Below are 24,115 nucleotides of genomic sequence, written 5' to 3'. Positions count from 1 at the left end.
CAGCAGGCGAATCGAATCGACAGAGGAGAATGAGGGGCATGTTGATCCGGGCCGTCGAAAAATTTCTGCGGGAAAACGGCATCCCGGCCACCCGATTCGGGCGCGAAAGCGTTCGCGACCCGCGGCTGGTCTTCGATCTGCGCAAAGGCCGCGAACCGGGCGATCGGATAAGGAGACGCGTAGAACATTTCATGAACACATATCGCAGGAGCACCGGTCAATGACAAGCATCCACGTTAATTCGACCGGCGGAAATCTGCTCCGAAATGGTGAGGCCGTGGCGAAGGGCCGCGATCCCCTGCCGCGGCTGCTGGCGCAGATCCTGGAGCGCGCAGGCGACCCGGTCACGGTGGAGCGCGCCACCAGCCGCCCCTGGGCCAGCGCGCTGTTTCAGGGCAGGCGCCACATGATCGCGCTGCGGATCGCGGGGACCGATGCGGGCGAGCGGCGCGCGCGATTCGTCGACGGAATCGAGGAGGTGGAATGGAGCCTCAACGGCCATTTCGTCGCGGACATCGGCATCGACGCCTGCCGGTCGACGCCGGAGGAAGAGTGGATCGAGCTGTCCGCGCTGACGATCGAGGATTGGTGAGTCCTGTTCAGCGCCGGCGGCCCGCCATATTGCGCAGGGTGCCGAGCGCGGCGCGCAGCGCTTCGTCCACATCCTCCTCGACATGGGCGCGCACCGGCACGGCGCGTTCGACGGGCATGTCGGCCAGAACGGAACCCGGCCCGGAAATCGGCCGGCCCAGCCGCTTGCGCTCGGTCAGGCCGCGTTCCAGCCGCTCGGTGAGTTCGGCAAGGGAGAGCGTATCGTAGCACGGCGCTTCGGGCCCGGGGGCGGGTTCGGCGATTTCCTCATAATCGGCATCGACGGCTTCTTCCGCAAAGGCGCGGTGGAGCCGGACGAAGGCGGCTTCTTCCGTCGTCTCCTGGACGGCGGCTGGAATGGGCAGGCTGGCGGCAGACGCTTCTTCGGCCCCGTCGCGAAACTCGTCGCGGCTGGGCGCGGTGCGGGCGAAAATGTCGAGGCCGCCGAAATCGCGGCTGGCGAAGATCGGCGGGCGCGCAGGGGCGTCGGGATGCGCATCAGCGCGGCGCAGCGCTGGCCCCGACATCCTCCCCCGATTACGGCCCAGCCAGCTCAGCTTCGACAATGCAAAACCCATTTTGCTCACTCCCGGAGCGCTCTGTCCGCGCTCTTCCTGTTCATGCGTCAACATAGCGACGCGCTTTTTCCCATGGCCGGTCCAGATCAGACCCAGCGCCATCGCGGCGCCGAACGCGGCCAATATCAGCCGGGCCTTCATCCCCAACGGCGGCGCGGCGGCGGGCAGCGTTTCGCTGAGGCCGCTGGAGGCCACCACCGTCTCCACCAGTCCCACGGGCAGCGACCACAGCAGCAGCCCGGCGCCCAACGCCCCCGACAGCACCAGTCCCAACCTCTTCTTCATGCGACCTCAGGCCGCTACCCGCACCCGCTGGGGACGCGCGAGCAATTGCTGATAGACCGGTTCATAGCGCAGAATGTTTGACGACCAGTTACGCTCCCGCTCCACAAAAGCGCGGGCGGCGGCGCGGCGATCGTCCCAGAAGCCGCGATCGGCGAACATCTCCGCCAGGGCGGCGGCGATCGCGGCGGGATCATTGGGCGCGAACAGCGTGCCGGTGACGCCATGCTCGATCAGTTCGCGATGGCCGCCGACACTGGATGCCGCGACCAGACGGCCCTGGGCCATGGCCTCCAGCGGCTTCAGCGGCGTCACCAGATCGGTGAGGCGCATCGCCTTGCGCGGATAAGCGAGGATGTCGACCTGCGCATAATAATCCTCGACCTGATCATGCGGCACGCGGCCGACGAAGACGATATGATCGGCAAAGGGGGATGCCATGGCCTGATCGCGCAGCGCCTGTTCGCAGGGGCCGCCGCCGACCAGCAGCAGCTTCGCCCTGGGGCGGGCGCGCACCAGTTTCGGCAGGGCCGCAATCAGGTCGTCCAGCCCCTCATAATCGTAGAAGCTGCCGATGAAGCCGACGACGTCGGCGCCTTCAAGGCCGAGTTTCGCGGTCAGCGCCGGATCGGGGGGGACGGGCGTGCCGAACTGATCCATATCGACGCCATTGGGCGAGACGATGATCTTGTCTCTATCCACGCCGCGCGCGATCAGATCGCCGCGCAGCCCTTCGCAGATCACCGCGACGGCATCGGCAGCGCGGACCGCGTGGGTTTCGAGCTGGCGGGTCAGCCAATAGCGCGGGCTGCCCTCCGCCCCGGTGCCGTTGCCGACCGCCGCATCCTCCCAGAAAGCGCGGATTTCGTAGATCACCGGGATGTTGTGACGCTTCGCCACCTTCTGCGCGGCGATGGCGTTCAGCACAGGCGAATGGGCGTGGATGATGTCGGGGCGCCATTTCCGGACCAGCGCATCGATGGCGTCGGCATGGGCCGAGATATCGCGCCATTCGCGCAGCAGCGCATTGCCACCAGCCGATTCGCCCGGCGTGCGGTGGAAATGCAGGCCGTCCACCACCTCTTCCATCAGGCCGGGCAGCGCATGGCGGTGACCGGTGATGCCACGCACCTCCCAGCCCCTGGCCATCTGCGCCCGCAGGATCGCGCGGGTGCGGAAGGTGTAGCCGCTATGCATCGGCAGGCTGTGGTCCAGCACATGGAGAATCCGGGGCTTTGGGAGAATCCGCGTCATGGCCCGATTCTTTGCCTGAAAAGGTTTAACGGGCCGTCAACTCTGTTGGGTTAGGGAGGTGAAAGTTCGGATCGAAGGGCGCGGTACTCCTGCGAAGGCAGGAGTCCAGTTCGGACATGTGGACTGGGTTCCTGCCTTCGCAGGAACATGTAGCAGGTAACGGACCCCTCTCGCGCAATATGATCGACGCTCTTTCCCTTCTCATCAGCCATGGCGTCATCATGCTGGCGGCCTGGCGGCTGCTGTCGCGCCCTGATCTGGATCGTGATCCGGAGAGCGGCGATGCGTGACCTGTTCTTCGTCGCCTTTCTGGGCGCCTTCTTCCTGGCGGGCCTGCGGCGGCCTTTCCTGCTGATCGCGGTCTATGCCTATATCGACATCGTTTCCCCGCAAAGGCTGTCCTATTTCCTGCTGAACAGCATTCCGATTTCCTTCATCGCCTTCATGCTGGCGGTGGGGGCCTGGTTGCTGGTCGACGACAAGAAGGACTGCCGCTTCTCCATGCGGCAGCTGATCCTGCTGCTGTTGCTCGCCTGGTGCGGCTATACCACGGCGACGGCGGATTTTCCGGTCAACGCGGCGACCAAATGGGCCTGGGTGTGGAAGGCGATGGTGTTCGCCATCTTTCTGCCCATCACCCTGCGCACACGCCTGCGGATCGAGGCGCTGGCTCTGTTCATGGTGCTCTGCGCCAGCACGATCATCATCAATGGCGGCATGAAGACGGCACTGTCGGGCGGCGGCTATGGCGTGCTCAATCTGATGGTCGACAATAATAGCGGCCTGTACGAAGGCAGCATCATTTCGACCGTCGCGATCTCGCTGATCCCGCTGATCCTCTGGCTTTCCCGGCATGGCACGATCTTTCCGCCCGACTGGCGGGTGAAGGGCTTTGCCTATGCGCTGTGCTTCGCCTGCCTGCTGATGCCGATCGGGACCGAAGCGCGCACGGGGCTGGTCTGCATCGTCATCCTGGCGGGGCTGATGCTGATGCGGTCGAAGCGGCGATTCCTCTATGGCCCGTTGATGGCGCTGGCGGCGCTGGCCGCCATCCCCTTCCTGCCCGCCAGCTTCACCCAGCGCATGTCGACCATCGAGAATCACCAGAGCGATGAAAGCGCCTCCACCCGGATGGAGGTGTGGAAATGGACGCTGGGCTATGTGAAGGAGCATCCGGGCGGCGGCGGCTTCGACAATTATCTCCAGAACAGCTTCACCTATGTGATGCAGGAACGGGTGATCGACGCCGCCGGATCGCGCATGGAAAAGCGCATCGTCACCGACCATGGCCGCGCCTATCACAGCGCCTATTTCGAGATGCTGGGCGAGCAGGGCTATTTCGGCTTCTTCCTCTGGGCGCTGCTGCATCTGACCTGCTTCATCCGCACCGAGGCGATCCGGCGCCTGTATCGCCAGCGCGAGGGCGACGAGGCCTGGATCGCGCCGTTCGCACTGGCGCTGCAACAGGGTCATGTCATCTATATGGTGGGATCGCTGTTCGTGGGCATCGCCTATCAACCCTTCATCTTCATGATGCTCTCGCTCCAGATCGGGCTGGACACTTATCTGAGCCGCAGGCGCAAGTTTGCTGCCCGCCAGCCGTTATTCGCTCCATCACCAGTGAGGAGCCCATTATGAATTTCGGGGGCATGAAGGGGGAATTGAAGCTGCTGGGCCTGGCCCATGGGATGGTGCTGGGACTGGTTCTGGCCTCGCCGATGATTGCGCCCGCGCTGCTGCCCGGGGGCGTCGAGGCGCTGTTCATCGTCGCCGCCTTCCAACTGCGGCTGGCCGACCGGCGCTGGGAAACGCGGGCGGGATTGCAGGGCTGGATCAGCCATATCCGCATGGCGCCCCTGCGGCTGTTGCCCTGGGGCGGGACCGCCATGGTCGCGCTGATCGCCGGGCCGGAGCAGGCACGGCTGGCAACCGCCATTTTGATGGCCGTGCTGATGGGCGAACTGCTGATCTATCCGGTGGGGGCGCATCTGCTCGGCCGCCTGCCGCGCCGGGGACTGGCGGGGGCGATCCTGCTGTTGCTGATCGGCTGCGGATTTGCGGGGCAGGGGGCCGAACCGGGGCAGGCGGCACGCTTCGCCATGGCCTTTGCGCTGGGCATGAGCGGCTGCGTCTTCTGGCTGCGCGGGCCGGATGGGGAAGCCGGGTCGACGCTGTGCGCGCTGGCCGGGGCGGTCGCCGCCCTGTTAGGCGGGATGCTGCTGCCTGTGGTTCTGCCGATTGCGGTTCCGGCCGGATCGCTGTGCCTGACGCTGGTGCTGGCGCATCTGTCGGTCATGCGCCGTCATCCGCTGCACTGGCGGCTGCCGGGTGGGATGCGCTTCATCCGACGGGCCGGGCTTCGGCAAGGACAGTAACTGGTCATTTGTGGACATCCCCACCCTCGTCACCCCGGACTTGATCCGGGGTCCCGCTGCCTTTCAGATGTACGCTCAAGAAGAAAAGCGGGATCCCGGATCAAGTCCGGGATGACGAAGCTGTAATGACCGCCTTCCACCCTTTCGTTCCGCCTGTCCGCGCGCTGCGGAACGAAGCGGTGAGCGGCTGGTTGGAGAAATCATGCCGCCAAAGTCCCTCGTTCACGCCAATGACAGCCTGCCCGGCATCACGCGACGGGCGTTGAAGCGGGGATGGGCCTATTTCGATGCCGCTGGGGAGCGGATCACGGATCGGGAGGAGATCGACCGGCTGAACGCCATCGCCATGCCGCCCGCCTACCGCGACTGCTGGTTCTGCCCCCGGCCAAACGGTCATGTCCAGGCGACCGGCTATGACGATCGGGGTCGCAAGCAATATCGCTACCATCCCGATTTCCGCGCCGCGCGGGAGGCGGAGAAATATGCGGGCTGTCCCGCTTTCGGCCTCGCCCTCCCCCGGCTGCGCGCGCGGATCGAGGCCGATCTGTCGACGCGCGGGCTGCACAAGGACAGGACGCTGGCCGCCGTCGTCCGCCTGCTCGATCTGGCCAAGGTCCGCATCGGCAATGAGCAATATGCCGCCGCCAACAAAAGCTTCGGCGCGACCACCTTGCGCCGCCGCCATGTCGATCTGAACGGCAGGGCGCTGCGGCTGCGTTACCGCGCCAAATCGGGGCGGGAGCATGAGCTGACCGTCACCGACCGCCGCCTGCTGCGCTTCGTGCGGGCGGTGCAGGATCTGCCCGGCCAGCATCTCTTCCAATATCTGGATGAGGAGGGCATCGCCCGGCCGATCGCATCGGGCGACGTCAATGCCTATATATCCGAGGCGATGGGGGGCGACTTCACCGCCAAGCATTTCCGCACCTGGGGCGCCTCCGCCATCGCCTTCGAAACATTGGCGAGCGGGCCGGTGTCGCTGAAGCAGATGATCGCGCCGGTGGCGGAGGCGTTGGGCAACACCCCCGCGATCAGCCGCAAAAGCTATATTCATCCCGCTTTGATCGAACTTTGCCGCAACGGGCAGGATGAATGGCGCGGGGGGCTTCGCCTGCCGCGCGCGACACGCTATCTCTCCCGTCACGAACGCGGACTGATCGCCTTTCTGGAGGAAGCCGGCGGGACATCCGCCTGCCCCCTCGCGGCCTGATCCGCACCCATAACCGCAAGGATATCCATGGCCGCCAAGCAAGACCCCGCCCTTCCCTCGATCGAGGTGCGACCGCCCAATCTGGTGGAAATGTGGCATTCGACGGCGCACTGGTTTTCGCTTCATTATCTGCAAATCCTGATCGCGATCGGTGCAGGGGTCGTCATCTACAGCCTGCTGACGGTGCTGCGCGGGGTTGGCGGACGATTGAAGGGGACGCCCGGCGATATGCTGGGCTTTGCCAATGTGGCGGGCCGCGCCTTTGCCCGCACCACCCATTTCTTCATGGTCATGGTCGCGGCGCGCCTGGTCGTCAGCTATGCGAATCCGCCGCAGATGGTGCTGAAGACGGTCGGCTTCCTCTTCACCATCGCCGCCGTGTTCCAGTGCGCGATCTGGGCGCGGGAGATCATATTGGGACTGGTCGAGCGGCGCACGGCGGCCGACGATGGCCATGGCGAAACGCTGGCCAACGCCATGGGGCTGATCCGGGTGCTGGTGACATTCGCGCTGTTCGCCATCGCGCTGATCGTGGTGCTGGACAATCTGGGCGTGAACGTCACCGGCCTGGTCGCGGGGCTTGGCATTGGCGGCATCGCCATTGGCCTGGCGGCGCAGGGCATTTTTTCCGACCTGTTCGCCGCGCTCTCCATCATCTTCGACAAGCCGTTCCGCCGGGGCGAGGTCATCACCTATGACCAGACCACTGCGCGGGTCGAGCGCATCGGCCTCAAAAGCACCCATCTGCGCGCGATGAGCGGCGAGAAGAAGGTCATTTCCAACGCCAACCTGCTGCAAAAGGAGATCACCAGCCTCCAGACGCTGGCGCAACGACGCGTCACTTTCGCGATCGGCATCATCTATCAGACGCCGCAGGACAAGGCCGAGGCGATCCCGGCGATGCTGAAGGAGATCGTGGAGGCGCAGGGGCATATTTTCGTCAATGCCGGGCTGGTGAGCTTCGGCGCCAGTTCGCTCGATTATCAGCTGAATTTCGACGTGCTCGATCCCGACACCCACGATTATTTCCAGTCGCGGCACCAGGTCGGGCTGGCGATCTGGAAGCGGTTTCGGGCGGAAGGGATCGAGTTCGCTTACCCCACGCAGACCAGCTTCACCGCGGCGCCGGATGGGCGGGCGATCATGCCCTATGCCGAAGCGCAACCCCGGCTCGCCTGACCGCAAATCGGACTCGGGCCGTCCTGCCGTGGCTTGCCTGAGCGGGCGGCGGGAGTCAGGCCATGCGCCATCGTGAACAGATGATCGGGAATTCCATGAAATCGAGCTATTTGCTGGCGGCCGCGGCGTTCGCCCTCGCTCCCGCCGCTCATGCCGAGGGGATCGGCGCGGAGATCAACTATGGTCGCGCCGATGGCCATTGGGGTACGGAAATCGGCGCAGGCTATGCGATGGGGATCGGCGGCTTCAGCCTGACGCCGGGCGGCGGCGTCTATCTGCGCGATGGGGATGCGAAGCTCTATGGGCGGGTCGAGGCGGCTTATACGCTGCCGCTTTCCGCGACCATCGGCGCGGGCGCGCGCTTCAGCGGCGACAATATCCGACCCTATGCCACGCTCGCCATGCCGCTGATCCCCCGGCTGCGGGCCAAGGCCAATGTCGGGCCGAAATATTATGCCGTGGGCCTGACTTTGGGTTACTGACCCAGGCCCCACAGCTGGCCGGGATGGAGCAGCCCGTCGTGCAGGGCGAGCGCGCCCTCCCGGTCCTTCGCCAGCAAAAGCGCGCCGTCCAGATCGATCCAGTCCGCCCCCTGCGCGACCAGCGCGGCCGGCGCGATGCCCAGCGACGTGCCCAGCATGCAGCCGACCATCACCCGAAAGCCCCGCGCCCGCGCCTCACGCGACAGGGCCAGCGCCTCGGTCAGGCCGCCCGCCTTGTCGAGCTTGATATTCACCGCGTCGAAATCCCCCAGCCGGTCGAGATCGGCGCGGGTGTGGCAGCTTTCGTCCGCGCAGAGCGGCAAAGGCGCCCTGACCCCGGCCAGGCGCTCCTCTTTGCCGTGCAGAATCGGCTGCTCGACCATCTCGACCCCCAGATCGACCATGGCCTGCGCCTGCGCGACGATATCCAGATCATGCCAGCTTTCATTGGCGTCGACGATCAGCCGCACGTCGGGCGCGCCCGCCCGCACGGCAGCGATCCGTGCCCGGTCGCCCTCCCCCGTCAGCTTGCATTTGAGCAGGCCGAAACCGCGCGCCGCCGCCGCCCTTGCATCCGCTTCCATCTGCGCGGGATCATTGAGGCTGATGGTGAAGGCGGTGGGCAGGGGCCCCGGTTCCTCCAGGCCGGCGAGGCGCCACACCGGCACGCCAGCCCGCTTCGCCTCCATATCCCAGAGCGCGCAGTCCAGCGCGTTGCGGGCGGCCCCGCGCGGCATCGTCTCCAGCAGGGCCTCGCGCTCCAGCGGTCCGGCATAGGCATTGATCGCCGCCGCGCAGCCTTTCGCCGTCTCGCCTTCATAATATATCGCCGTGCCTTCCCCCCGGCCCAGATGCCGCCCGTCGCTTACGGTGCAGACCACCACGTCCACCGACGTCTTCGCCCCGCGGCTGATGATGAAGGCTCCGGCAACCGGCCAACGTTCAACAGTCGCGGAAATTATGCGGGTCATCGGCGTTCCCTATGCTGATAATATGTGGGTCTGTACGAACGGCCGATCCCGCCGCATAACCCCAGCCGGTCCGCTTATAATGGATCGGACCGCATATAAAGGATAGGCGCAACCGTGACCTCCAGAGAATTGACCGGCTTCCTGTCCCTGAACGATGGCGACGCGGGCGAGGCGAGGCGCCGCCTGTCCGACATGGCCTGGCGCATCGGCTTCGGCGCGATCACATGGCCCTGGCTGCTCGCCAGCCTTTCGGGCGGGCGCAAGGCGGACAAGCGTGCCCTGCTCGATGAACTCGGATTGCCGCACGATGCCCTGCCGCATCTGGGGAGCTGGAAGGCCGATGTCGGCTTTCTGCGTCATATCGTCCGCGAAATCGCCCGGTTGCGGCCTGTCCATGTGGTCGAACTGGGCGCGGGCGCCTCCACGCTGATCGCGGCGCGGGCGCTGGCGCTGCATGGCGGCGGTCGGCTGACCAGTTTCGACCAGCATGACGGGTTCGTGCAGGCGACCCGCAACTGGCTGGGCGACCATGGCCTGCATGCCGATCTGCGCCACGCGCCGCTGACCGCGGAGAGCGAGGACTGGCCCGGCCGCTGGTATGATATCGACGCCCTGCCGGACAGCATCGACCTTCTGATCATCGATGGGCCGCCTTGGGCAGTGCATCCCCTGGTGCGCGGCGCGGCGGATGCCCTGTTCGCCCGGCTGTCCCCGGGCGCGGTGGTGCTGCTGGACGATGCCGCCCGCCCCGGCGAGCGCATCGTCGCCCGGCGCTGGCGCAAGCGCTGGCCGCATATCGACTTTCGCCTGAAACATGACGGGACCAAGGGCACGCTGGTCGGGCGGCGGCGCGACACCTCGATTCCGGTCGCCAATGATAATGAGCGGGGCCGGACATGGCGGCACATCGCCCGCGCGGCGGGGATTGCCGGGCTGATCGCGACCGGCTGGATCGCGCGCGGCGAGCTGGGCGAATTTCCGCAAGCGGCGGAAGCGGGCACTTTCCTGGACGAAGCAGCCGCCTCCCATCGCACCGGGCTCCTGCGGCAGGCCATGGCATCGCAGGTCGAGAGCGCGACCCTTAACCCGGGCGAAATCCGGCGTTCGACCGGCATCGTCCTGCCACCGCTGCCCGCATCCTGGCGAATCCACGACGTGCAGCTCTATCCGACGCCGGACAGCCCGGCGGTCGCGCTGTCCATCACCACGCCGGAGGGCGAGCAGCTGTCCTTCTTCGCCGACCGCGCCGAAACCCCGGCGGAGGCGCGCCCCCTGCTTGCCCGGCGCGCCGACGATGTCATCGCCTATTGGGAAGCGGGCGACATGGCCTATGCCCTGACCAGCCGCGCTAAGCCACAGCGAATCATGGCGCTGGCGGCGGAGATCACAGCCGCGGACCGATTCAAACGCCGTTGAGAGGCGCGCGGCACATTGCGGCTTTTTGGTTGTCGCATTTTGCGAGCCGCCAGCTGTTCCAGCTGGCTTCAAAATGCTCTAGAGCGCCCGCCATGGAGGATGTCGAAAACCCATCGTCGCGCGGCAAGGCGCGCCCCGCCCTCGGCAGTCTGGCGATGATCTGGCGGTTCGCCAGCCATTATCCGGGCCGCATCGCCGGGGCTCTGGTCGCCCTGCTCGTCTCGTCCGCCGCCACGCTGGCGATTCCCAGCGGTTTCCGGCTGGTCATCGACCGGGGGTTCATGGGCGGCGGCGACATCAGCCGCTGGTTCGAATATCTGTTCCTGATCGTCGTGATCCTGGCGCTGGCGACGGCGGCGCGCTTCTATTTCGTATCCTGGCTGGGCGAGCGCGTCGTTGCCGACATCCGATCGGCGACCCAGGCCAATCTGCTGCGGCAGGAGCCCCGGTTCTTCGAGGAAAACCGCCCGTCCGAAATCGCGTCTCGCATGACCGCCGACACGGCGATCATCGATCAGGTGGTGGGATCGACCGTGTCGATCGCGCTGCGTAATCTGGTGACGGGGTTTGGCGGGCTCATCTATCTCTTCGCGCTCGCGCCCAAGCTGGCCGGACTGCTGTTGCTGGGCATTCCGGTCATATTGGTGGCGATCATCGGGCTAGGGCGGCGCGTGCGCGCGCTGTCACGGGCGAGCCAGGACCGGCTGGCCGATGTCGGCAGCGTCACAGCCGAAACCCTGGGGGCGATGAAGATCGTTCAGGCTTTCGGCCAGGAAGGACGGGAAGCGGCACGCTTCGACGCCACGGTCGAAGCCGGATTCGGCACAGCGCGGCGGCGCATCGGGTTGCGCGCGGCGATGACGGCGATCGTCATCGCTCTGGTTTTCGGGTCGATCACGGCGGTCATGTGGCAGGGCGCGCTGGACGTTGCCGCCGGACGCCTTTCAGGAGGCAGCATCGCCGCCTTCGTCCTGACGGGCGGTCTGGTCGCGGGCGCTTTCGGCGCGCTGTCCGAAACCTGGGGCGATCTGCTACGCGGCGCGGGCGCGGCGGGGCGGCTGCACGAGTTGATGAGCGCGATGCCGGAGATCACCGCGCCTCCCCGGCCGGTTCCGCTGCCACAGACCGATCATGGCGCCCATCTTCAGTTCGAGGATGTGCATTTCCGCTATCCCAGCCGGCCCGATCAGGCGGCCCTGCATGGCATTTCGATCGATATCGCGCCCGGAGAGACGGTGGCGATCGTCGGCCCGTCGGGCGCGGGCAAATCCACGCTGATCCAACTGGCGTTGCGCTTTTACGATCCCGATTCGGGGGTGATCCGTCTGAATGACGTGCCGCTGCCGCAGGCCGATCCGGCGGCGGTGCGCGGGATGATGGCGATGGTGCCGCAGGAGAGCATCATCTTTGCCGCTTCCGCGCGCGACAATCTGCGCTACGGCCGATGGGAGGCCAGCGACGAGCAGATCTGGGCCGCCGCCCGCGCCGCCAATGCGGAGGGTTTCCTGCGAGCGCTGCCGGAAGGGTTGGATAGTTTCATGGGCGAAGGAGGCGCGCGGCTTTCGGGCGGACAGCGGCAGCGTCTGTCGATCGCGCGCGCCCTGCTGCGCGATGCTCCGATCCTGCTGCTGGACGAGGCGACCTCTGCGCTGGATGCGGAGTCGGAACGGCTGGTGCAGGATGCGCTGGCCCGGCTGATGCAGGGGCGCACGACGATCGTGATTGCGCATCGGCTGGCTACGGTGCGCGCGGCGGATCGCATCCTCGTCCTCGATGAGGGACGATTGGTCGAACAGGGCGATCATGGCTCGCTGATGCAGCAAAAGGGGCTTTATGCCCGGCTGGCCAATCTTCAGTTCCAGGATGCGCCGGTGGGCTGATTGGCTGGAAACATAGGCGTTTTCGGGTGGTTAGGGGGCATAGCCTTACATCGCCCGGACTTGATCCGGGGTGAAGAGGGTGGGAATGTCAGCCAATGGCCATGACCGCCATGCGGCAAGACGGCGCTGAGCCGCTCTGTCAGCCCTTACAGGCTGATCTTGATGATATGATCGAGAATGGCCGGATGCAGCGGGCGTTCGAAGACGCAGCCCGATTCATGCGCCCGGCTCCACAACACGCGGGCGCGACGGCCTTCGAAGCCAGGCAGCATGATCCATAGATCATCGTCGGTCGCCAGCTTCATGAAGCTTTTGAGCCGAAAGCCCACTTCCGAAACATCGGTGATATGGCTCTTGAACCAGGTTTCGCCCGGGCGGCGGACCCGAACGCCGATCAGCACCGTCCGGCGGTCCGCCAAGCGGTTATTGCCGCGGTACAGCTCTGTCTGAAGTTTCGCGCCCATGATCCAATGCCGATTTGACCGGCACCATCATCGTCCATCACGGTGAAGAAAGCGTTAAGCCGAACCCGCGGGGAACGTAAAACAAGGCGCATAAAATAAGGGGCCGCCGAAGCAGCCCCGTCAAAGTCGACACGTCAAAACGCAGCGTGTCACAGGGTCGATTGCATCACCCCAGCCCGCGCCCGGAAACGGGAAGTCGAACATCCCCGGCCAGACGGCGGCGGCATATTCGGACCCTGGAACCTACAGCGTCCGGCAAACCGCCAGATCGCTGCGCGCCCTTGCCTGATCGCGCCATTTCTTTTTTGTGAACCGGATTCCAGCACTGCCGGAAACCGGTTCCGATGGCCTTAGAACTTGCCGTACTGCTCGTTGCCGACGAAGCCGAGCTTCGTCACGCCAGCACGCTTGATCTCCGCCAGCACCTGGTCGACCACGACATAGCGGGTCTGGGCGTCCGGCTGAAACTGCAGTTCGGGTTCGACCGGCAACCGCAGCGACTGCTGCAGATACTGACGCAGGGTCAGCAGGTCGATCCCCGCACCGTTCCAGGTGATGATGCCGCTGGGATCGATCGCCACCTTGTTCTTGACAGGGTCGATGACGCTGTCGGTCGGCGGCGCGTTCTGCGGCAGGTCGATCTTGACCGCGTGGGTCTGGATCGGGATGGTGATGATGAACATGATGAGAAGAACGAGCATGACGTCGATCAACGGCGTCGTGTTCATTTCGACCATCGGTTCGCCATCGTCTCTTCCGGCACTCATTGCCATGGCGATACTCCTAGAACTTCTTAAAGCCGCTGCACATGCGAACCCGGCTCGGGCTCGGATATGAAGCCGACCTTCGGGAAACCGGCGCGCTGCATCGTATAGATGGTGCCACCGATGCACCGATAGGGAACGTTGATGTCGCCGCGGATGTGCACTTCGGGCAAATCCTCGGGCGTCATATTTTCAACGCCGCCGGCCTTCTTGATGTCCGCTTCCAGCTTCGCGACCGCACGGTCGAGCAGCTCGTCGGAGGACACTCGGGTCAGGTTCCAGTAAACCGCACAGCTGCCGTCAGACGCCGCAGTGACCGACAGCGAGACATTTTCCGGTTTCGTCGTCGTCGGCTCGAACGCGACCTTGGGGAGCTGCAGCTGAACCGTCTGGACGACGACCGGGACCGCGATGAGAAAGATGATGAGCAACACCAGCATGACGTCGACGAGCGGCGTCGTGTTGATGTCGGACATCGGCTTGTCTTCACCGCCGTCAGAGCCAACACTCATTGCCATTGATTATTTCCTAACATGCTTGTCGATGGTGCCCCGGCATTCCAGGGCCCACGTCCGATAAGGGGGCCTGAGCGTCGCAGCCGCCGCCGGCCCCCTTGCCGGCATCTCAGCCTATCAGGCCTTGGTCGCGGCAGCGGCGGGCTTGGCGGCAGCAGCGGCCGGGGCAGCGGCGATCGCGGGCTTCACGGCGCCGTTCGACACCAGATAGGCCAGCAGGTCGACGGTGAAGCCAGCGAGCTGTTCCGAGATCGACTTGTTGCGGCGCTGCAGGAAGTTGTAGGCGAGCACCGCGGGAACGGCCACGGCCAGACCCAGGGCGGTCATGATCAGAGCTTCACCGACCGGACCGGCAACGGCGTCGATCGAGGCCTGACCGGCGGCGCCGATCTTGATCAGAGCGCGGTAGATGCCGATAACGGTACCGAACAGACCGATGAACGGCGAGGTCGAGCCAACGGTCGCGAGGAAGGCCAGGCCGCCATTCAGCTTCGAGTTGATCGCGGCTTCCGAGCGAGCCAGCGAGCCGTGCAGCCAGTCATGGGCTTCGACCGGATCGGTCAGCTTGGTGTGCTCATCCTGGGCCTTGATACCGTCGTCGACGATCTGCTTGTAGGCCGAGTTCTTTTCGAGCTTGGCGGTACCTTCCTTCAGCGAAGCGGCGCGCCAGAAGCTCGCACGGACCTTCTTGCCCTGATTGATCACCTTCTGCTGTTCGATCAGCTTGGTGAACAGGATATAGAAAGTGCCAACCGACATACCGCAAAGGATGATGAAGACGGTCCAGGCGATGGTGCCGCCCTGCTGGAGCGCTTCCATCAGACCGTACGGGTTCTCCGACTTCGGCGCGGCGGCCGCTGCGATAGACATCAACATGTTCAAGACTTCCCTCTCAAAGGATCAATAACAAGGGACAGGCGGCTTCCAGTCATTCGGAGGCGCTCGCCTGTCCTTTCAAATCATTCCGGCAGACGCCAGGTAATACGACCGTTGTACGTGTCCGACATCGGACCTCCCCCGGCTGCGGTCGCGGGCTTGAACTTCGCACGCTTCGGCAACAGGCGGCAGGTCGCCTCGTCGAGGTCGGCATGGCCGGTCGAAGAGGTGATGGTACAATTGGTCACGCGACCGTCCGGACCGATTTCCAGCCGGAAACCCGCCGTACCCGAACGTTCTTCACGCTGCGCGCGACTCGGATAGTCGGCATCGCTGAGCCAGCTGCCCGGGTTGCTGCGCGGCGCCGCGCGAGTGGCCGGAGCCGCAGGCGGAGGCGGAGGCGGAGGCGGCGGAGCAGCGACCGGAACCGGGTTGAAAACCGGCGGCGGAGTCCGAACCGTCTGAATCGGCGGCGCGGGAGCCGGGGTCTGAACGATCGGCGGCGGCGCGACGACCGGCGGCGGTTCGATCGGTTGATCCGGCGGGGGCGGCGGCGGCTCCTCGTCCGGTGGTGGCGGTTCCTCCTTCACGTCGATCACGTTCAGCTGTTCCGCCGCCTTTTTGACATATTTCATGCCAAGACCGGTGACGAAGGCATAGCCGAGAACAGCGTGAATCAGGGCGACGATGACGATCGAGATCGTACGACTCGATCCTTGCGAGTGGTCAGCATAGGCCATTCGGCAACGACACTCCTTAACTCAGCTTACCAGTTGATTATCGGCAAATAAGCCAAAAACGGCCCGAGCTGGCCGGGTCACCCCGGTCATCTTGGCCCCTATCCGTCCATTTGCTACCGTGCGAACTCCTATCGCGGCGCATCGTGGCACGCAAACGCTTTATCGATATGATCATTTGCGACCGCCATTACACACCAGAAAGGCTTGCATGTGACAAAGATGTCACGGACTGCCATCACTAGGACGAAGATGAAGAAAAAATCCACCATGACCCTGCGGACGCTGGTCCTGCTCTGCCTCATTTCCGCCGCACAATCGCAGATTTCCGCGGCCGGAACGCTGACAGACCGAAGCGCGACGCAGCCATCGGAGCGGGCCGCAGGCCTCTCCTATGCCGACATTGCGGACCTCGCGGACGCTGCGCCATTGGTGGCACAGGCGCGGATTGGCAACATCATCAAATTGAAGCCGGCACAGGCCGGGACCGTCCCGGCAGGCCATCAGAGGCTGTTTATCGAGGCCAATGTGAGCAATCTGATTCGCGGCGAGGGGGGAATCAGTCCCACTGTCCGCTACCTGTATGACGCGCCGATCGATGCGCGGGGGAAATTGCCCAAGCTGAAGAAAGCACAGGTCATCCTGTTCGCCCGGGCTGGCGCCCGCCCGGGGGAGATCCAGCTTGTCGCGCGCGATGCCCAGATCATCGCGTCCCCCGCCGAGATCGAACGGGTGAAGGCAATCCTTTCCGAGCTGGTCGCCAATGATGCACCACCGCGCATCATTGGCTTGGGCGATGCCTTCCACGTGGCGGGGACGATCGCAGGCGAAGGAGAGACGCAAATCTTCCTGCGCACCGAAAATAGCGAACCTGTGTCGCTGTCCATCCTGCGCCGGCCCGGTCAGGAACCGCGCTGGGCCGTGGCCCTGGGCGAGATCGTGGACGAGGCCGCCCGCCCGCCGGCGCCCGGCAGCCTGCTCTGGTATCGCCTTGCCTGCGGGTTGCCGGACGCATTGCCTGCCCGCTCCGTACGCGCCCTGTCCCCGCCGGATGCGGAGGCAGCCCGTTCGGATTATCAGGTGGTTCTCCGGGCACTCGGCCCCTGCGGACGAACGCGCGCCAAAAGCTGACAGTCCCGTCCCCGCCTTGCGATGGCCGCTTTTCGTTGGACAGAAGCGCCGGGGCGGCTATCAGCGCGGCTTCTTGCGATCAGGAAGGATAAGAGACGCCATGACCAATCTGCACCGCCATGCCCCGCTGCGCGTCGCGCTCGTCGGCCTCGGCACGGTGGGCGGCGGCGTCATTCGGTTGCTCCAGACCAATGCCGACCTGATCGCGCGACGGGCGGGCTGCCCGATTCAAGTCGTCGCCATTTCCGCGCGCGACAGGAACAAGGATCGCGGTGTCGACCTTACCCCCTATGAATGGGTGGACGACATGACCACGCTGGCGAATCGCGACGACATCGACGTGGTGGTCGAACTGATCGGCGGCGCGGACGGCCCGGCCCTCACCCTCGCCCGCCAGTGCCTGTCGACCGGCAAGCCCTTCGTCACTGCGAACAAGGCGATGCTGGCGCATCATGGCCTTGACCTCGCCGCCCTGGCCGAGAAGGCCGGCGTCGCGCTCAAATATGAAGCGGCGGTCGCGGGCGGCATTCCGGTCATCAAGGGCATGCGCGAAGGCGCGGCCGCGAACGAGATCAGCCGCGTCTACGGGATCCTCAACGGCACCTGCAATTACATCCTGACCACCATGGAGAAGGAAGGCCGGGGCTTTGACGAGGTGCTCAAGGAAGCGCAGGAGCTGGGCTATGCCGAGGCCGATCCCAGCTTCGACATCGATGGCGTGGACGCGGCGCACAAGCTGACCATCCTGGCCAGCCTGGCCTTTGGGACCGAGTTGGATTTCGATGCGGTCGCGACCACCGGCATCCGCCATGTCATCGCCGCCGACATCGCCGAAGCCGCCGCGCTCGGCTATCGCATCCGTCTGGTCGGCATGGCGGAAAACGGACCTGACGGCCTGTTCCAGCGCATCCATCCGATGCTCGTGCCGCTCGATCATCCGCTCGCCCATGTCGACGGTTCGCTCAACGCCGTGGTGGCGGAGGGCAATTTCGTCGGCCGCCTCTTCTTCCAGGGTCGCGGCGCGGGCGATGGACCGACCGCTTCGGCGGTGGTCGCTGATCTGATCGACGTAGCGCGCGACGAATATGGCGATGCGCTCGCCATGCCGGTGGCGGCGCTCGCCCAGCAGAAACCCGCCGATGCCGGCAAGCGCGTCGGCCGCGCCTATCTGCGCTTCAGGGTGCAGGACCGCCCTGGCGTGCTGGCGGAGATCGCGGCGGCCACCCGCGACGCGGGCGTGTCAATCGAGAGCATGATCCAGCGCGGGGCGAATCAGGCGGACGGCGTGCTGGTCGCCATCGTCACCCACGCGGGCGAGGAACGCTGCGTACGCGAAACGCTGGAAAGGCTGGCGGGATCGGACAGCCTGCTCCAGACGCCGATGGTGATGCACATTCTGGACTGAATGTCTGGCGGCGCATGATCCGACCGGATCGGATCATGCCCTGCCCGCAAGGGCAATGGGGGTCAGCCCTACCGCCCCGCGCGGTGGTTCAGGTCATGCCCCAGTGCCAGGATCGCCACGCCCAGCAGCGTATAGGCGCTTTCCTGCCAACCATGGTCCATGGTGAGCGCGCCCGCCATGATGCCAAGTCCCAGCGACCCGATGGCGGCAGGCATCATGAAGCCATGCGCCACGGCGCCATGCCCCAACGCCACGGCGCCCAGCGCGATCGCCAGTACCAGCCCCGCCTCATGAAAGATCGGACTTTCGAAAATTCCGCCAGCCGAAGCCAGTACGCCCAGCAGCACGGCGGTCGCGAAACAATGGGCCACGCACATGCCCGACAGCGCGATGGCGATCCGGTCGATCCGACCATTGAACAAATGCTGGCGAAGGCTGATCGGCATGGTGCGTGCTACATAGGCGAGGTCGAGGAAAGTTACAACATATCATAACCTGCTTATGACAGCAAAAATGTCGCTTTCCCCGTTCAGGCCGCCAGGCGCAGGCAATTGCGCCCGCTATGCTTGGCGCTGTAGAGCGCCTTGTCAGCCGCCTCCAGCACGGCCTGGCCATCGCTCTGTCCACCCAGTCCGACCAGCCCGGCGCTGAACGTCACCGAGATGATCTCGCCCGAGTCGATCTGCACCGGATGGGTCGTCACCATCTCCCGCAGGCGTTCGCAGATCATGCTGGCCCGTTCGACATCGGTTCCGCTCAGCAGGATGGCGAATTCTTCGCCCCCCAGGCGGCCGATGCTATCGACGCCGCGCAGTCCCGGCCGCAGCCGTTCGACGAAAGCGGCCAGAACGCGGTCGCCCGCGCCATGGCCGTAACAGTCGTTGACCGCCTTGAAATGATCGATGTCGATCAGCAGCAGGCAGGCACGCGCGCCCCGCCGGACGCGCAGCATCTCTTCGTCCAGCTTTTCCAGAAAGGCCCGTCGGGTGTCGGCCCCGGTCAGCGAATCCAGCGCCGCCACCTGTTGCAGCGCGCGTTGCCGCGCCTTGTGCCGGGACATGTCACGAATCGTGCTCACGACGCCCGTGGGCAGGCCACGTTCGTCCACTACGGCGCGTGTCACCATCTCGCACCATTCCGGCCCCTGAGTCGACACGAAAGGCCGGAACTCCACCGTCTGCACGTCGCCCGGCTGCGCCAGCGCGCGATTCAACGTCGCGATCACATGAGCCCGGTCCTCCGGATCGACCAGATTGGCCGCATCCTGGCCGACCAGCAGTTCCGGCGCGCAACCGATCTGCTCGGCGGCGGCGGGCGAGGCATATTCGATGATGCCATCCACGCTGATGTTGAGCACGACGTCGCCACTATTTTCGGCAATGGCGCGATAACGCGCCTCGCTTTCCTGCAACATCTGGAACAGGCGGCGGCGGCTGGTCAATTCGGCCGCGATCGGCATGGACATCAGAAAGCTGAAAGCCAGGAACAGCTGGAAGAACTGCATTCGTTCGCCCATGGTTCCGGGGATCATGTGGAGCGGGCCGTGGCCCGTCATCGTCGCCACCCCGCCAATGATCGCAAGGATCATGACCGATGCCGCCGCCCCCGGATTGCCGAGGCGAAACACGATGGCGACCATGGGCAGCAGCAATGCGAACAGCATCGGATAACGCGCAAAGTAAAAGACATGCACCGTCGCCAGCGCGAAAAGCAGAAGCAGCCCCAGCGCCTCCAGCTGGCCGCGACGGGGCGTGTGCTGGAACCATCGGCGCAACTCGCCCTGTATCAGCAGCATCAGGATCGGGGTGCAGGTCAATCCACCCAGCACATGGCCGGTATACCATTGGAGCCATGATGCGCCGAAGGATACAGGCGTCAGCGTGGATGCGATCCATGCCGCGCCGATGCCCGCGATCACATTCGCCGGGCCACAAAGCGCCAGGATGAAGATGAACAGTGGCCGCATCGATCCGGTGAATTTCCAGCCGGGCGCGAACCGGCGGCAGATCAGCGCGACGATCAGGGCTTCCAGCAAATTGGCGCATGCCATCGGCACCGCCGCCAGCGGCCCCATGCCCAACAGCGCCGTTGCCAGCGTGCTCGCCAGGCCACAGGCGATCAGCGCACGCGGCCAATGGGCGGGCCGCGAGGTCAACAGATCGGCCATCAACAGCGCATTGGCGCCCCATATGAAGGCGAGTCCGCCTTCGAAGCGCGAACTGACAAGCGCCAGCGACGCCATAATGAAATAGGCGCAGCCCAAGGCAACCAATACGAGGCGGGAAGAAGGATGTCGAAGAGACGTCTGCATGTTCCGCCCCGCCTTATACGCTTATCGTTAAAATATACTCACGATAATGATTTTACACAGAAGAAAATAAGGGCCGCGCCTGTCGACCAGAAGACGGGACGACGGGACGGGATATTGCGTTTCTATTCGAAGATTCCGTCATCCGGCGTCCAGCAGAGCCTGCCACCCCCGCAGCCTTTCCGTCCGCCGGGCATCCGGCAAGGCGGGATCGAACCGCCTCCCGCCCGCCGCCATCGCCGCGAATGCAGAGGGCAGCGACGGGAACAGGCCGCTCCCCACGGCTGCCAGCATCGCCGCTCCCTTGGCGGTCGTCTCCACATCGGCGGGGCGATCGACGGGCAGGCCGAGAATGTCCGCCATATCCTGCGCGATCCAGTCATTGGCGCTCATCCCGCCATCGATGCGCAACGTCCTCCAGGCCATGCCATCGGCCGCGAAAGCGCCCGCCAGGTCGTGGATCTGATGCGAAAGCGATTCCAGCGCGGCCCGCACGATATGCGCACGCTTCGTGCCCAGCGTCAGGCCACGGATCACCCCCATGGCCTCCGCCCGCCAATGCGGCGCGCCCAGCCCGGCCAGCGCAGGCAGCATGGCAACGCCGCCGCTGTCCGGCACGGATCGGGCCAGCGCTTCCGTCTCCTGCGCGGTGGCTATCAGGCCCAGCTCGTCGCGCAGCCATTTGATCAGGCTGCCGGCGACGAACACCGATCCTTCCAGCGCGTAGCTCGTCTCCCCCGACAGACGCCAGAGCAGCGTCCCCAGCAAGCGATGCCGCGAAACCGGCACCACCTTCCCCATATTCGCAAGAACAAAGGCGCCGGTGCCCAATGTCGCCTTGGCATCGCCCGGGATCAGGCATCCCTGACCGATGGTCGCCGCCTGCTGATCGCCCATCAGGCCCCGGATCGGAATGGGCTGACCGAACCATTCCGCCCGCGTCTCGCCAAAGGCACCGATATTGTCGCTGATCTCCGGCAGGGCCGGCGCGGGAACGCCGAACAGGTCGCACAGGCCCTGATCCCAACCCTTTCCGTCCAGCGCCATCAGTTGGGTACGGCTGGCGTTGCTGGCGTCGCTGACATGCAGCCCGCCGGTCAGCTTCCACACCAGCCAGCTCTCGATCGTGCCGAAGGCCAGAGCATCCCCCGCCGCGGCGACCGCCGGGGCATGGTCCAGAAGCCACCGCATCTTGGTCGCGGAAAAATAGGGGTCCAGCACCAGCCCGGTCCGTCGCTGGATCGCGCCCTCCTGCCCCGCCTCCCGCAGGGCGGCGCAGCGATCGGCGGTGCGGCGATCCTGCCAGACGATGGCGGGGGCCAACGGCTGTCCCGTCCGCCTGTCCCACGCCACCACGGTTTCGCGCTGGTTGGTGATGCCAATGGCGGCAATGCGATCCGCCCCGCCCGCCAGAGCGACCATGTCGCGCGCGCAGGCGAGGGTGCGATCCCATATCTCCGCAGCATCATGTTCGACCCAACCGGGTCGCGGATAATATTGGGTGAACTCCGCCTGCGCCATGCCCAGCCGTCGCCCGTCCGGGGCATAGAGCATCGCCCGGGTCGATGTCGTGCCTTCATCCAGCACCAATATGCGCCGTTCGCTCATGCCCTCTCCCCCAGCCATTCGGCGACGCGCGCTTTCTGCTCCGCATCCAGACGCAATCCCAGCTTGGTGCGACGCCACAAGACGTCGTCGGCGGTCATCGCCCATTCGCGCGCGACGAGATAGCGCAATTCCGCCTCCGTGAGCCCATGGCCGAAATCGGCGCCGAGCCCCGCCATATCCTGCGCCGCGCCCAGCCAGTCCCAGGCGCGCGTGCCATAAGCACAGGCGATGCGCTGCAAGGTGGCATAGTCGAGAAAGGGATAGTCGCAGCTCAGGTCCGCGATCAGCCGGTCCCGCCCCTGCATCGGGAAATCGCCGCCGGGCAAGGGCGCCTTTGCCGTCCAGTCGCCACCCGACAGGCTGGGGAGAAAGGGTTTCAGCATCGCCACCGCTTCGGCGGCGAGATGGCGATAGGTGGTGATCTTGCCGCCGAACAGGCTGAGCAGCGGCGCCTGGCCCGGCGGCGCATCCAGTTCCAGCCGGTAGCCGCGCGTGGCCGCCTCCGGCCGGGCCGAGCCGTCGTCAATCAGCGGGCGCACGCCGGCATAGGACCACAACACGTCCCGCGGGCCGATCGCGCGGGCGAAATACCGATTGGCGCCGTCGCAGAGATAGGCGATTTCCTCCGGCTCCGGCCGCACATCATCAACCGATCCGGCATGATCGCGGTCGGTGGTTCCGATCAGGGTGAAATCGCGCTCATAGGGCAAGGCGAAGAAGATACGGCTGTCAGGCAGTTGGAAGAAATAGGCGAAGCCATGATCGAACAGGCGCGGCACCACGATATGCGATCCACGCACCAGCCGCATGTGGCGGGCCGTGTCGCCATGGGCGCGATGGAGCAGATCGAGCACCAGCGGCCCGGCGGCGTTGACGACAGCGCTCGCCCGGAAACGGGCGGTCGAGCCGTTCGGCCTTGTGGCGTGGATCGTCCAGCCCCCGCCTTCCCGGTCGAGCTGCCGCGCCTCCGTCCGGGTGCGGACGTCAGCGCCGCGATCGGCGGCGTCGCGGGCGTTCAACAGGACCAGACGCGCATCGTCCACCCAGCCGTCGGAATAGACATAGGCCTTGCGAAAACCGGGTTTCAGCGGCGGCCCGGCGGGATGGCGGCGCAGGTCGACGCCCTGCGTCGGCGGCAGGGCGCGGCGGCCGCCTATATGATCGTAGACGAAAAGGCCGAGCCGCAGCAGCCAGCGCGGCCGCAGACCCGGCACCCAGGGCAGCACGAAGCGCAGCGGATGGATGATATGCGGCGCGATCGCCCAGAGCCGCTCGCGTTCCGCCAGTGATTCGCGGACCAAGCCGAATGCGCGATGCTCCAGATAGCGCAGCCCGCCATGGATGAGCTTGGTGGAGGCGGAGGATGTGCCCTGCGCCAGATCGCCGCGCTCCAGCAGCAGCACCCTGGCCCCGCGTCCGGCGGCATCGCGGGCGACGCCGCAGCCATTGACGCCACCGCCGATCACGGCGAGGTCATAGGTGGCTGGCTCGCTCTCCCTTGTCACGAGGGCGATATTAGCGCGGTTCGGTGGTGGGCGGAACCTTGATGCGGCGCGGCCGGACGACTTACGCCTTTTCCAGCGTGCACTGGAGCGGGTGCTGGTTCTGCCGGGCGAAATCCATCACCTGGTTCACCTTGGTTTCCGCGACCTCATAGCTGAAAATGCCGCAGACGCCGACGCCACGCTGGTGGACATGCAGCATCACGCGCGTCGCTTCCTCCATGTCCATGCGGAAGAATTGCTGGAGGACGTGAACGACGAATTCCATCGGCGTGTAATCGTCGTTCAGCATCAGCACCTTGTAGAGCGAAGGCTTTTTCGTCCGCGCGCGGGTGCGCGTGGCGATGCCGACATTGGGACCGCCGGGGCCGTCGCCCTGGTCGTCCTGATCCCTGCCCGCCATCATCACGGGATATGCCGCTGTCGAAATACTGCTCATGATGCGGGAGGATATGGCGATTTGGGCGTGCATGGCAAGGGGGCGGTAAGGGCGTAAACCATGGTTCTTTGTTAGGGTGAAGGCGGTTATGGGTGGAGAGCGGGCATTTCCACCTTCGTCATACGGCGCCCATTTCGTCACCCCGGAC

At 65.4% G+C, this 24,115-nt stretch carries 25 protein-coding genes; 12 read left to right on the top strand and 13 right to left on the bottom strand.

Translation table 11 applies throughout. From position 1 onward, the window contains the following. Positions 1–38: 38 nt before the first annotated feature. Both RUH75_RS17080 and RUH75_RS17075 read left to right on the top strand, forming a co-directional pair. On the top strand, positions 39–224 hold the full coding sequence (locus RUH75_RS17080) for a hypothetical protein (RefSeq protein WP_313808243.1): 186 nt from the start codon (positions 39–41) through the stop codon (positions 222–224). Then, the gene (locus RUH75_RS17075) at positions 221–592 is read left to right on the top strand and encodes a hypothetical protein (RefSeq protein WP_313808241.1); all 372 of its coding nucleotides are present in this window, start codon (positions 221–223) and stop codon (positions 590–592) included. Before RUH75_RS17080 ends, RUH75_RS17075 begins: the two co-directional genes overlap by 4 nt. 7 nt (positions 593–599) lie before the next feature. Here RUH75_RS17075 and RUH75_RS17070 read toward each other — a convergent pair whose 3' ends face one another. Then, positions 600–1,454, bottom strand: coding sequence for a hypothetical protein (locus RUH75_RS17070; protein WP_313808238.1), 855 nt, complete (start codon positions 1,452–1,454; stop codon positions 600–602). A 6-nt stretch (positions 1,455–1,460) separates the two neighbouring features. Further along, on the bottom strand, positions 1,461–2,705 hold the full coding sequence (locus tag RUH75_RS17065) for a TIGR04063 family PEP-CTERM/XrtA system glycosyltransferase (RefSeq protein WP_313808236.1): 1,245 nt from the start codon (positions 2,703–2,705) through the stop codon (positions 1,461–1,463). A gap of 116 nt (positions 2,706–2,821) precedes the next feature. Between RUH75_RS17065 and RUH75_RS17060 the strand changes: the two genes are divergently transcribed. The 6 genes from RUH75_RS17060 (at position 2,822) to RUH75_RS17035 (ending at position 7,951) form a co-directional block, all read left to right on the top strand. Next, on the top strand, positions 2,822–2,995 hold the full coding sequence (locus tag RUH75_RS17060; RefSeq protein ID WP_313808276.1) for a hypothetical protein: 174 nt from the start codon (positions 2,822–2,824) through the stop codon (positions 2,993–2,995). Continuing rightward, on the top strand, positions 2,988–4,343 hold the full coding sequence (locus tag RUH75_RS17055; protein ID WP_313808234.1) for a putative O-glycosylation ligase, exosortase A system-associated: 1,356 nt from the start codon (positions 2,988–2,990) through the stop codon (positions 4,341–4,343). Before RUH75_RS17060 ends, RUH75_RS17055 begins: the two co-directional genes overlap by 8 nt. A gap of 11 nt (positions 4,344–4,354) precedes the next feature. Beyond that, complete coding sequence (locus RUH75_RS17050) at positions 4,355–5,080, top strand: hypothetical protein (protein ID WP_313808232.1); 726 nt, start codon at positions 4,355–4,357, stop codon at positions 5,078–5,080. 202 nt (positions 5,081–5,282) lie between these two features. Continuing rightward, a complete protein-coding gene (locus tag RUH75_RS17045) occupies positions 5,283–6,290 on the top strand; it encodes a DNA topoisomerase IB (protein WP_313808230.1) in 1,008 nt (335 codons plus the stop codon). Positions 6,291–6,317: 27 nt separating this feature from the next. Beyond that, a complete protein-coding gene (locus tag RUH75_RS17040) occupies positions 6,318–7,469 on the top strand; it encodes a mechanosensitive ion channel domain-containing protein (protein ID WP_313808228.1) in 1,152 nt (383 codons plus the stop codon). A 95-nt stretch (positions 7,470–7,564) separates the two neighbouring features. Further along, positions 7,565–7,951: a hypothetical protein gene (locus tag RUH75_RS17035; protein ID WP_313808225.1), complete on the top strand. Its 387-nt coding sequence runs from the start codon at positions 7,565–7,567 to the stop codon at positions 7,949–7,951. Here the strand turns inward: RUH75_RS17035 and dgcA are convergent. Beyond that, the gene (gene dgcA / locus RUH75_RS17030) at positions 7,945–8,922 is read right to left on the bottom strand and encodes an N-acetyl-D-Glu racemase DgcA (RefSeq protein WP_313808223.1); all 978 of its coding nucleotides are present in this window, start codon (positions 8,920–8,922) and stop codon (positions 7,945–7,947) included. The genes RUH75_RS17035 and dgcA overlap by 7 nt on opposite strands. A gap of 114 nt (positions 8,923–9,036) precedes the next feature. Here dgcA and RUH75_RS17025 point away from each other — a divergent pair, with 114 nt between their 5' ends. Together RUH75_RS17025 and RUH75_RS17020 are read left to right on the top strand one after the other, a co-directional pair. Beyond that, positions 9,037–10,338 carry a class I SAM-dependent methyltransferase gene (locus tag RUH75_RS17025; RefSeq protein WP_313808221.1) on the top strand — a complete coding sequence of 434 codons (1,302 nt, stop codon included), beginning with the start codon at positions 9,037–9,039 and terminating at the stop codon, positions 10,336–10,338. A gap of 92 nt (positions 10,339–10,430) precedes the next feature. Next, positions 10,431–12,218, top strand: a complete 1,788-nt coding sequence (locus RUH75_RS17020; RefSeq protein ID WP_313808219.1) for an ABC transporter transmembrane domain-containing protein — start codon at positions 10,431–10,433, stop codon at positions 12,216–12,218. 146 nt (positions 12,219–12,364) lie between these two features. On the opposite strand, the gene RUH75_RS17015 is transcribed toward RUH75_RS17020, so the two are convergent. From RUH75_RS17015 to RUH75_RS16995, 5 genes are all read right to left on the bottom strand, one after another. After that, a complete protein-coding gene (locus RUH75_RS17015) occupies positions 12,365–12,682 on the bottom strand; it encodes a PilZ domain-containing protein (protein WP_313808217.1) in 318 nt (105 codons plus the stop codon). A gap of 350 nt (positions 12,683–13,032) precedes the next feature. Next, positions 13,033–13,455: a biopolymer transporter ExbD gene (locus tag RUH75_RS17010; RefSeq protein ID WP_313808215.1), complete on the bottom strand. Its 423-nt coding sequence runs from the start codon at positions 13,453–13,455 to the stop codon at positions 13,033–13,035. 20 nt (positions 13,456–13,475) lie between these two features. Next, positions 13,476–13,964, bottom strand: a complete 489-nt coding sequence (locus RUH75_RS17005; protein ID WP_313808212.1) for a biopolymer transporter ExbD — start codon at positions 13,962–13,964, stop codon at positions 13,476–13,478. 114 nt (positions 13,965–14,078) lie between these two features. Continuing rightward, on the bottom strand, positions 14,079–14,837 hold the full coding sequence (locus RUH75_RS17000; protein WP_313808210.1) for a MotA/TolQ/ExbB proton channel family protein: 759 nt from the start codon (positions 14,835–14,837) through the stop codon (positions 14,079–14,081). A gap of 83 nt (positions 14,838–14,920) precedes the next feature. Continuing rightward, positions 14,921–15,577 (bottom strand): energy transducer TonB, encoded by a 657-nt coding sequence (locus RUH75_RS16995; protein ID WP_313808208.1) that lies wholly within the window; start codon positions 15,575–15,577, stop codon positions 14,921–14,923. Between the two features lie 249 nt (positions 15,578–15,826). Between RUH75_RS16995 and RUH75_RS16990 the strand changes: the two genes are divergently transcribed. Both RUH75_RS16990 and RUH75_RS16985 read left to right on the top strand, forming a co-directional pair. Continuing rightward, positions 15,827–16,705, top strand: a complete 879-nt coding sequence (locus RUH75_RS16990; protein ID WP_313808206.1) for a hypothetical protein — start codon at positions 15,827–15,829, stop codon at positions 16,703–16,705. Positions 16,706–16,805: 100 nt separating this feature from the next. Then, complete coding sequence (locus tag RUH75_RS16985) at positions 16,806–18,110, top strand: homoserine dehydrogenase (protein ID WP_313808204.1); 1,305 nt, start codon at positions 16,806–16,808, stop codon at positions 18,108–18,110. A 68-nt stretch (positions 18,111–18,178) separates the two neighbouring features. On the opposite strand, the gene RUH75_RS16980 is transcribed toward RUH75_RS16985, so the two are convergent. From RUH75_RS16980 to clpS, 5 genes are all read right to left on the bottom strand, one after another. After that, a complete protein-coding gene (locus RUH75_RS16980; RefSeq protein ID WP_313808202.1) occupies positions 18,179–18,556 on the bottom strand; it encodes a MerC domain-containing protein in 378 nt (125 codons plus the stop codon). A gap of 83 nt (positions 18,557–18,639) precedes the next feature. Further along, positions 18,640–20,421: a diguanylate cyclase gene (locus RUH75_RS16975; RefSeq protein WP_313808200.1), complete on the bottom strand. Its 1,782-nt coding sequence runs from the start codon at positions 20,419–20,421 to the stop codon at positions 18,640–18,642. Between the two features lie 138 nt (positions 20,422–20,559). Beyond that, positions 20,560–22,026 carry a glycerol kinase gene (locus tag RUH75_RS16970; protein WP_313808198.1) on the bottom strand — a complete coding sequence of 489 codons (1,467 nt, stop codon included), beginning with the start codon at positions 22,024–22,026 and terminating at the stop codon, positions 20,560–20,562. Next, complete coding sequence (locus RUH75_RS16965; RefSeq protein ID WP_313808196.1) at positions 22,023–23,531, bottom strand: glycerol-3-phosphate dehydrogenase; 1,509 nt, start codon at positions 23,529–23,531, stop codon at positions 22,023–22,025. Before RUH75_RS16965 ends, RUH75_RS16970 begins: the two co-directional genes overlap by 4 nt. A gap of 61 nt (positions 23,532–23,592) precedes the next feature. Further along, entirely contained in the window at positions 23,593–24,000 is a 408-nt protein-coding gene (clpS, locus tag RUH75_RS16960) for an ATP-dependent Clp protease adapter ClpS (RefSeq protein WP_313808194.1), read from the bottom strand. Positions 24,001–24,115 lie beyond the last annotated feature (115 nt).

The organism is Sphingobium sp. (assembly GCF_032153725.1).
In the GTDB taxonomy this organism is placed as follows: domain Bacteria; phylum Pseudomonadota; class Alphaproteobacteria; order Sphingomonadales; family Sphingomonadaceae; genus Sphingobium.
Note: the sequence above shows the minus strand (reverse complement) of the source record. Positions and strands in the feature narration are given on the sequence as shown.

What these genes read in the sequence shown, in the direction of transcription:
- RUH75_RS17080 (WP_313808243.1), top strand. Translation starts at nt 39, where the DNA reads ATGTTGATCCGGGCCGTCGAAAAATTTCTGCGGGAAAACGGCATCCCG.
- RUH75_RS17075 (WP_313808241.1), top strand. Translation starts at nt 221, where the DNA reads ATGACAAGCATCCACGTTAATTCGACCGGCGGAAATCTGCTCCGAAAT.
- RUH75_RS17070 (WP_313808238.1), bottom strand. Translation starts at nt 1,454, where the DNA reads ATGAAGAAGAGGTTGGGACTGGTGCTGTCGGGGGCGTTGGGCGCCGGG.
- RUH75_RS17065 (WP_313808236.1), bottom strand. Translation starts at nt 2,705, where the DNA reads ATGACGCGGATTCTCCCAAAGCCCCGGATTCTCCATGTGCTGGACCAC.
- RUH75_RS17060 (WP_313808276.1), top strand. Translation starts at nt 2,822, where the DNA reads ATGTGGACTGGGTTCCTGCCTTCGCAGGAACATGTAGCAGGTAACGGA.
- RUH75_RS17055 (WP_313808234.1), top strand. Translation starts at nt 2,988, where the DNA reads ATGCGTGACCTGTTCTTCGTCGCCTTTCTGGGCGCCTTCTTCCTGGCG.
- RUH75_RS17050 (WP_313808232.1), top strand. Translation starts at nt 4,355, where the DNA reads ATGAAGGGGGAATTGAAGCTGCTGGGCCTGGCCCATGGGATGGTGCTG.
- RUH75_RS17045 (WP_313808230.1), top strand. Translation starts at nt 5,283, where the DNA reads ATGCCGCCAAAGTCCCTCGTTCACGCCAATGACAGCCTGCCCGGCATC.
- RUH75_RS17040 (WP_313808228.1), top strand. Translation starts at nt 6,318, where the DNA reads ATGGCCGCCAAGCAAGACCCCGCCCTTCCCTCGATCGAGGTGCGACCG.
- RUH75_RS17035 (WP_313808225.1), top strand. Translation starts at nt 7,565, where the DNA reads ATGAAATCGAGCTATTTGCTGGCGGCCGCGGCGTTCGCCCTCGCTCCC.
- dgcA (WP_313808223.1), bottom strand. Translation starts at nt 8,922, where the DNA reads ATGACCCGCATAATTTCCGCGACTGTTGAACGTTGGCCGGTTGCCGGA.
- RUH75_RS17020 (WP_313808219.1), top strand. Translation starts at nt 10,431, where the DNA reads ATGGAGGATGTCGAAAACCCATCGTCGCGCGGCAAGGCGCGCCCCGCC.
- RUH75_RS17015 (WP_313808217.1), bottom strand. Translation starts at nt 12,682, where the DNA reads ATGGGCGCGAAACTTCAGACAGAGCTGTACCGCGGCAATAACCGCTTG.
- RUH75_RS17010 (WP_313808215.1), bottom strand. Translation starts at nt 13,455, where the DNA reads ATGGCAATGAGTGCCGGAAGAGACGATGGCGAACCGATGGTCGAAATG.
- RUH75_RS17005 (WP_313808212.1), bottom strand. Translation starts at nt 13,964, where the DNA reads ATGGCAATGAGTGTTGGCTCTGACGGCGGTGAAGACAAGCCGATGTCC.
- RUH75_RS17000 (WP_313808210.1), bottom strand. Translation starts at nt 14,837, where the DNA reads ATGTTGATGTCTATCGCAGCGGCCGCCGCGCCGAAGTCGGAGAACCCG.
- RUH75_RS16995 (WP_313808208.1), bottom strand. Translation starts at nt 15,577, where the DNA reads ATGGCCTATGCTGACCACTCGCAAGGATCGAGTCGTACGATCTCGATC.
- RUH75_RS16990 (WP_313808206.1), top strand. Translation starts at nt 15,827, where the DNA reads ATGAAGAAAAAATCCACCATGACCCTGCGGACGCTGGTCCTGCTCTGC.
- RUH75_RS16985 (WP_313808204.1), top strand. Translation starts at nt 16,806, where the DNA reads ATGACCAATCTGCACCGCCATGCCCCGCTGCGCGTCGCGCTCGTCGGC.
- RUH75_RS16980 (WP_313808202.1), bottom strand. Translation starts at nt 18,556, where the DNA reads ATGCCGATCAGCCTTCGCCAGCATTTGTTCAATGGTCGGATCGACCGG.
- RUH75_RS16975 (WP_313808200.1), bottom strand. Translation starts at nt 20,421, where the DNA reads ATGCAGACGTCTCTTCGACATCCTTCTTCCCGCCTCGTATTGGTTGCC.
- RUH75_RS16970 (WP_313808198.1), bottom strand. Translation starts at nt 22,026, where the DNA reads ATGAGCGAACGGCGCATATTGGTGCTGGATGAAGGCACGACATCGACC.
- clpS (WP_313808194.1), bottom strand. Translation starts at nt 24,000, where the DNA reads ATGCACGCCCAAATCGCCATATCCTCCCGCATCATGAGCAGTATTTCG.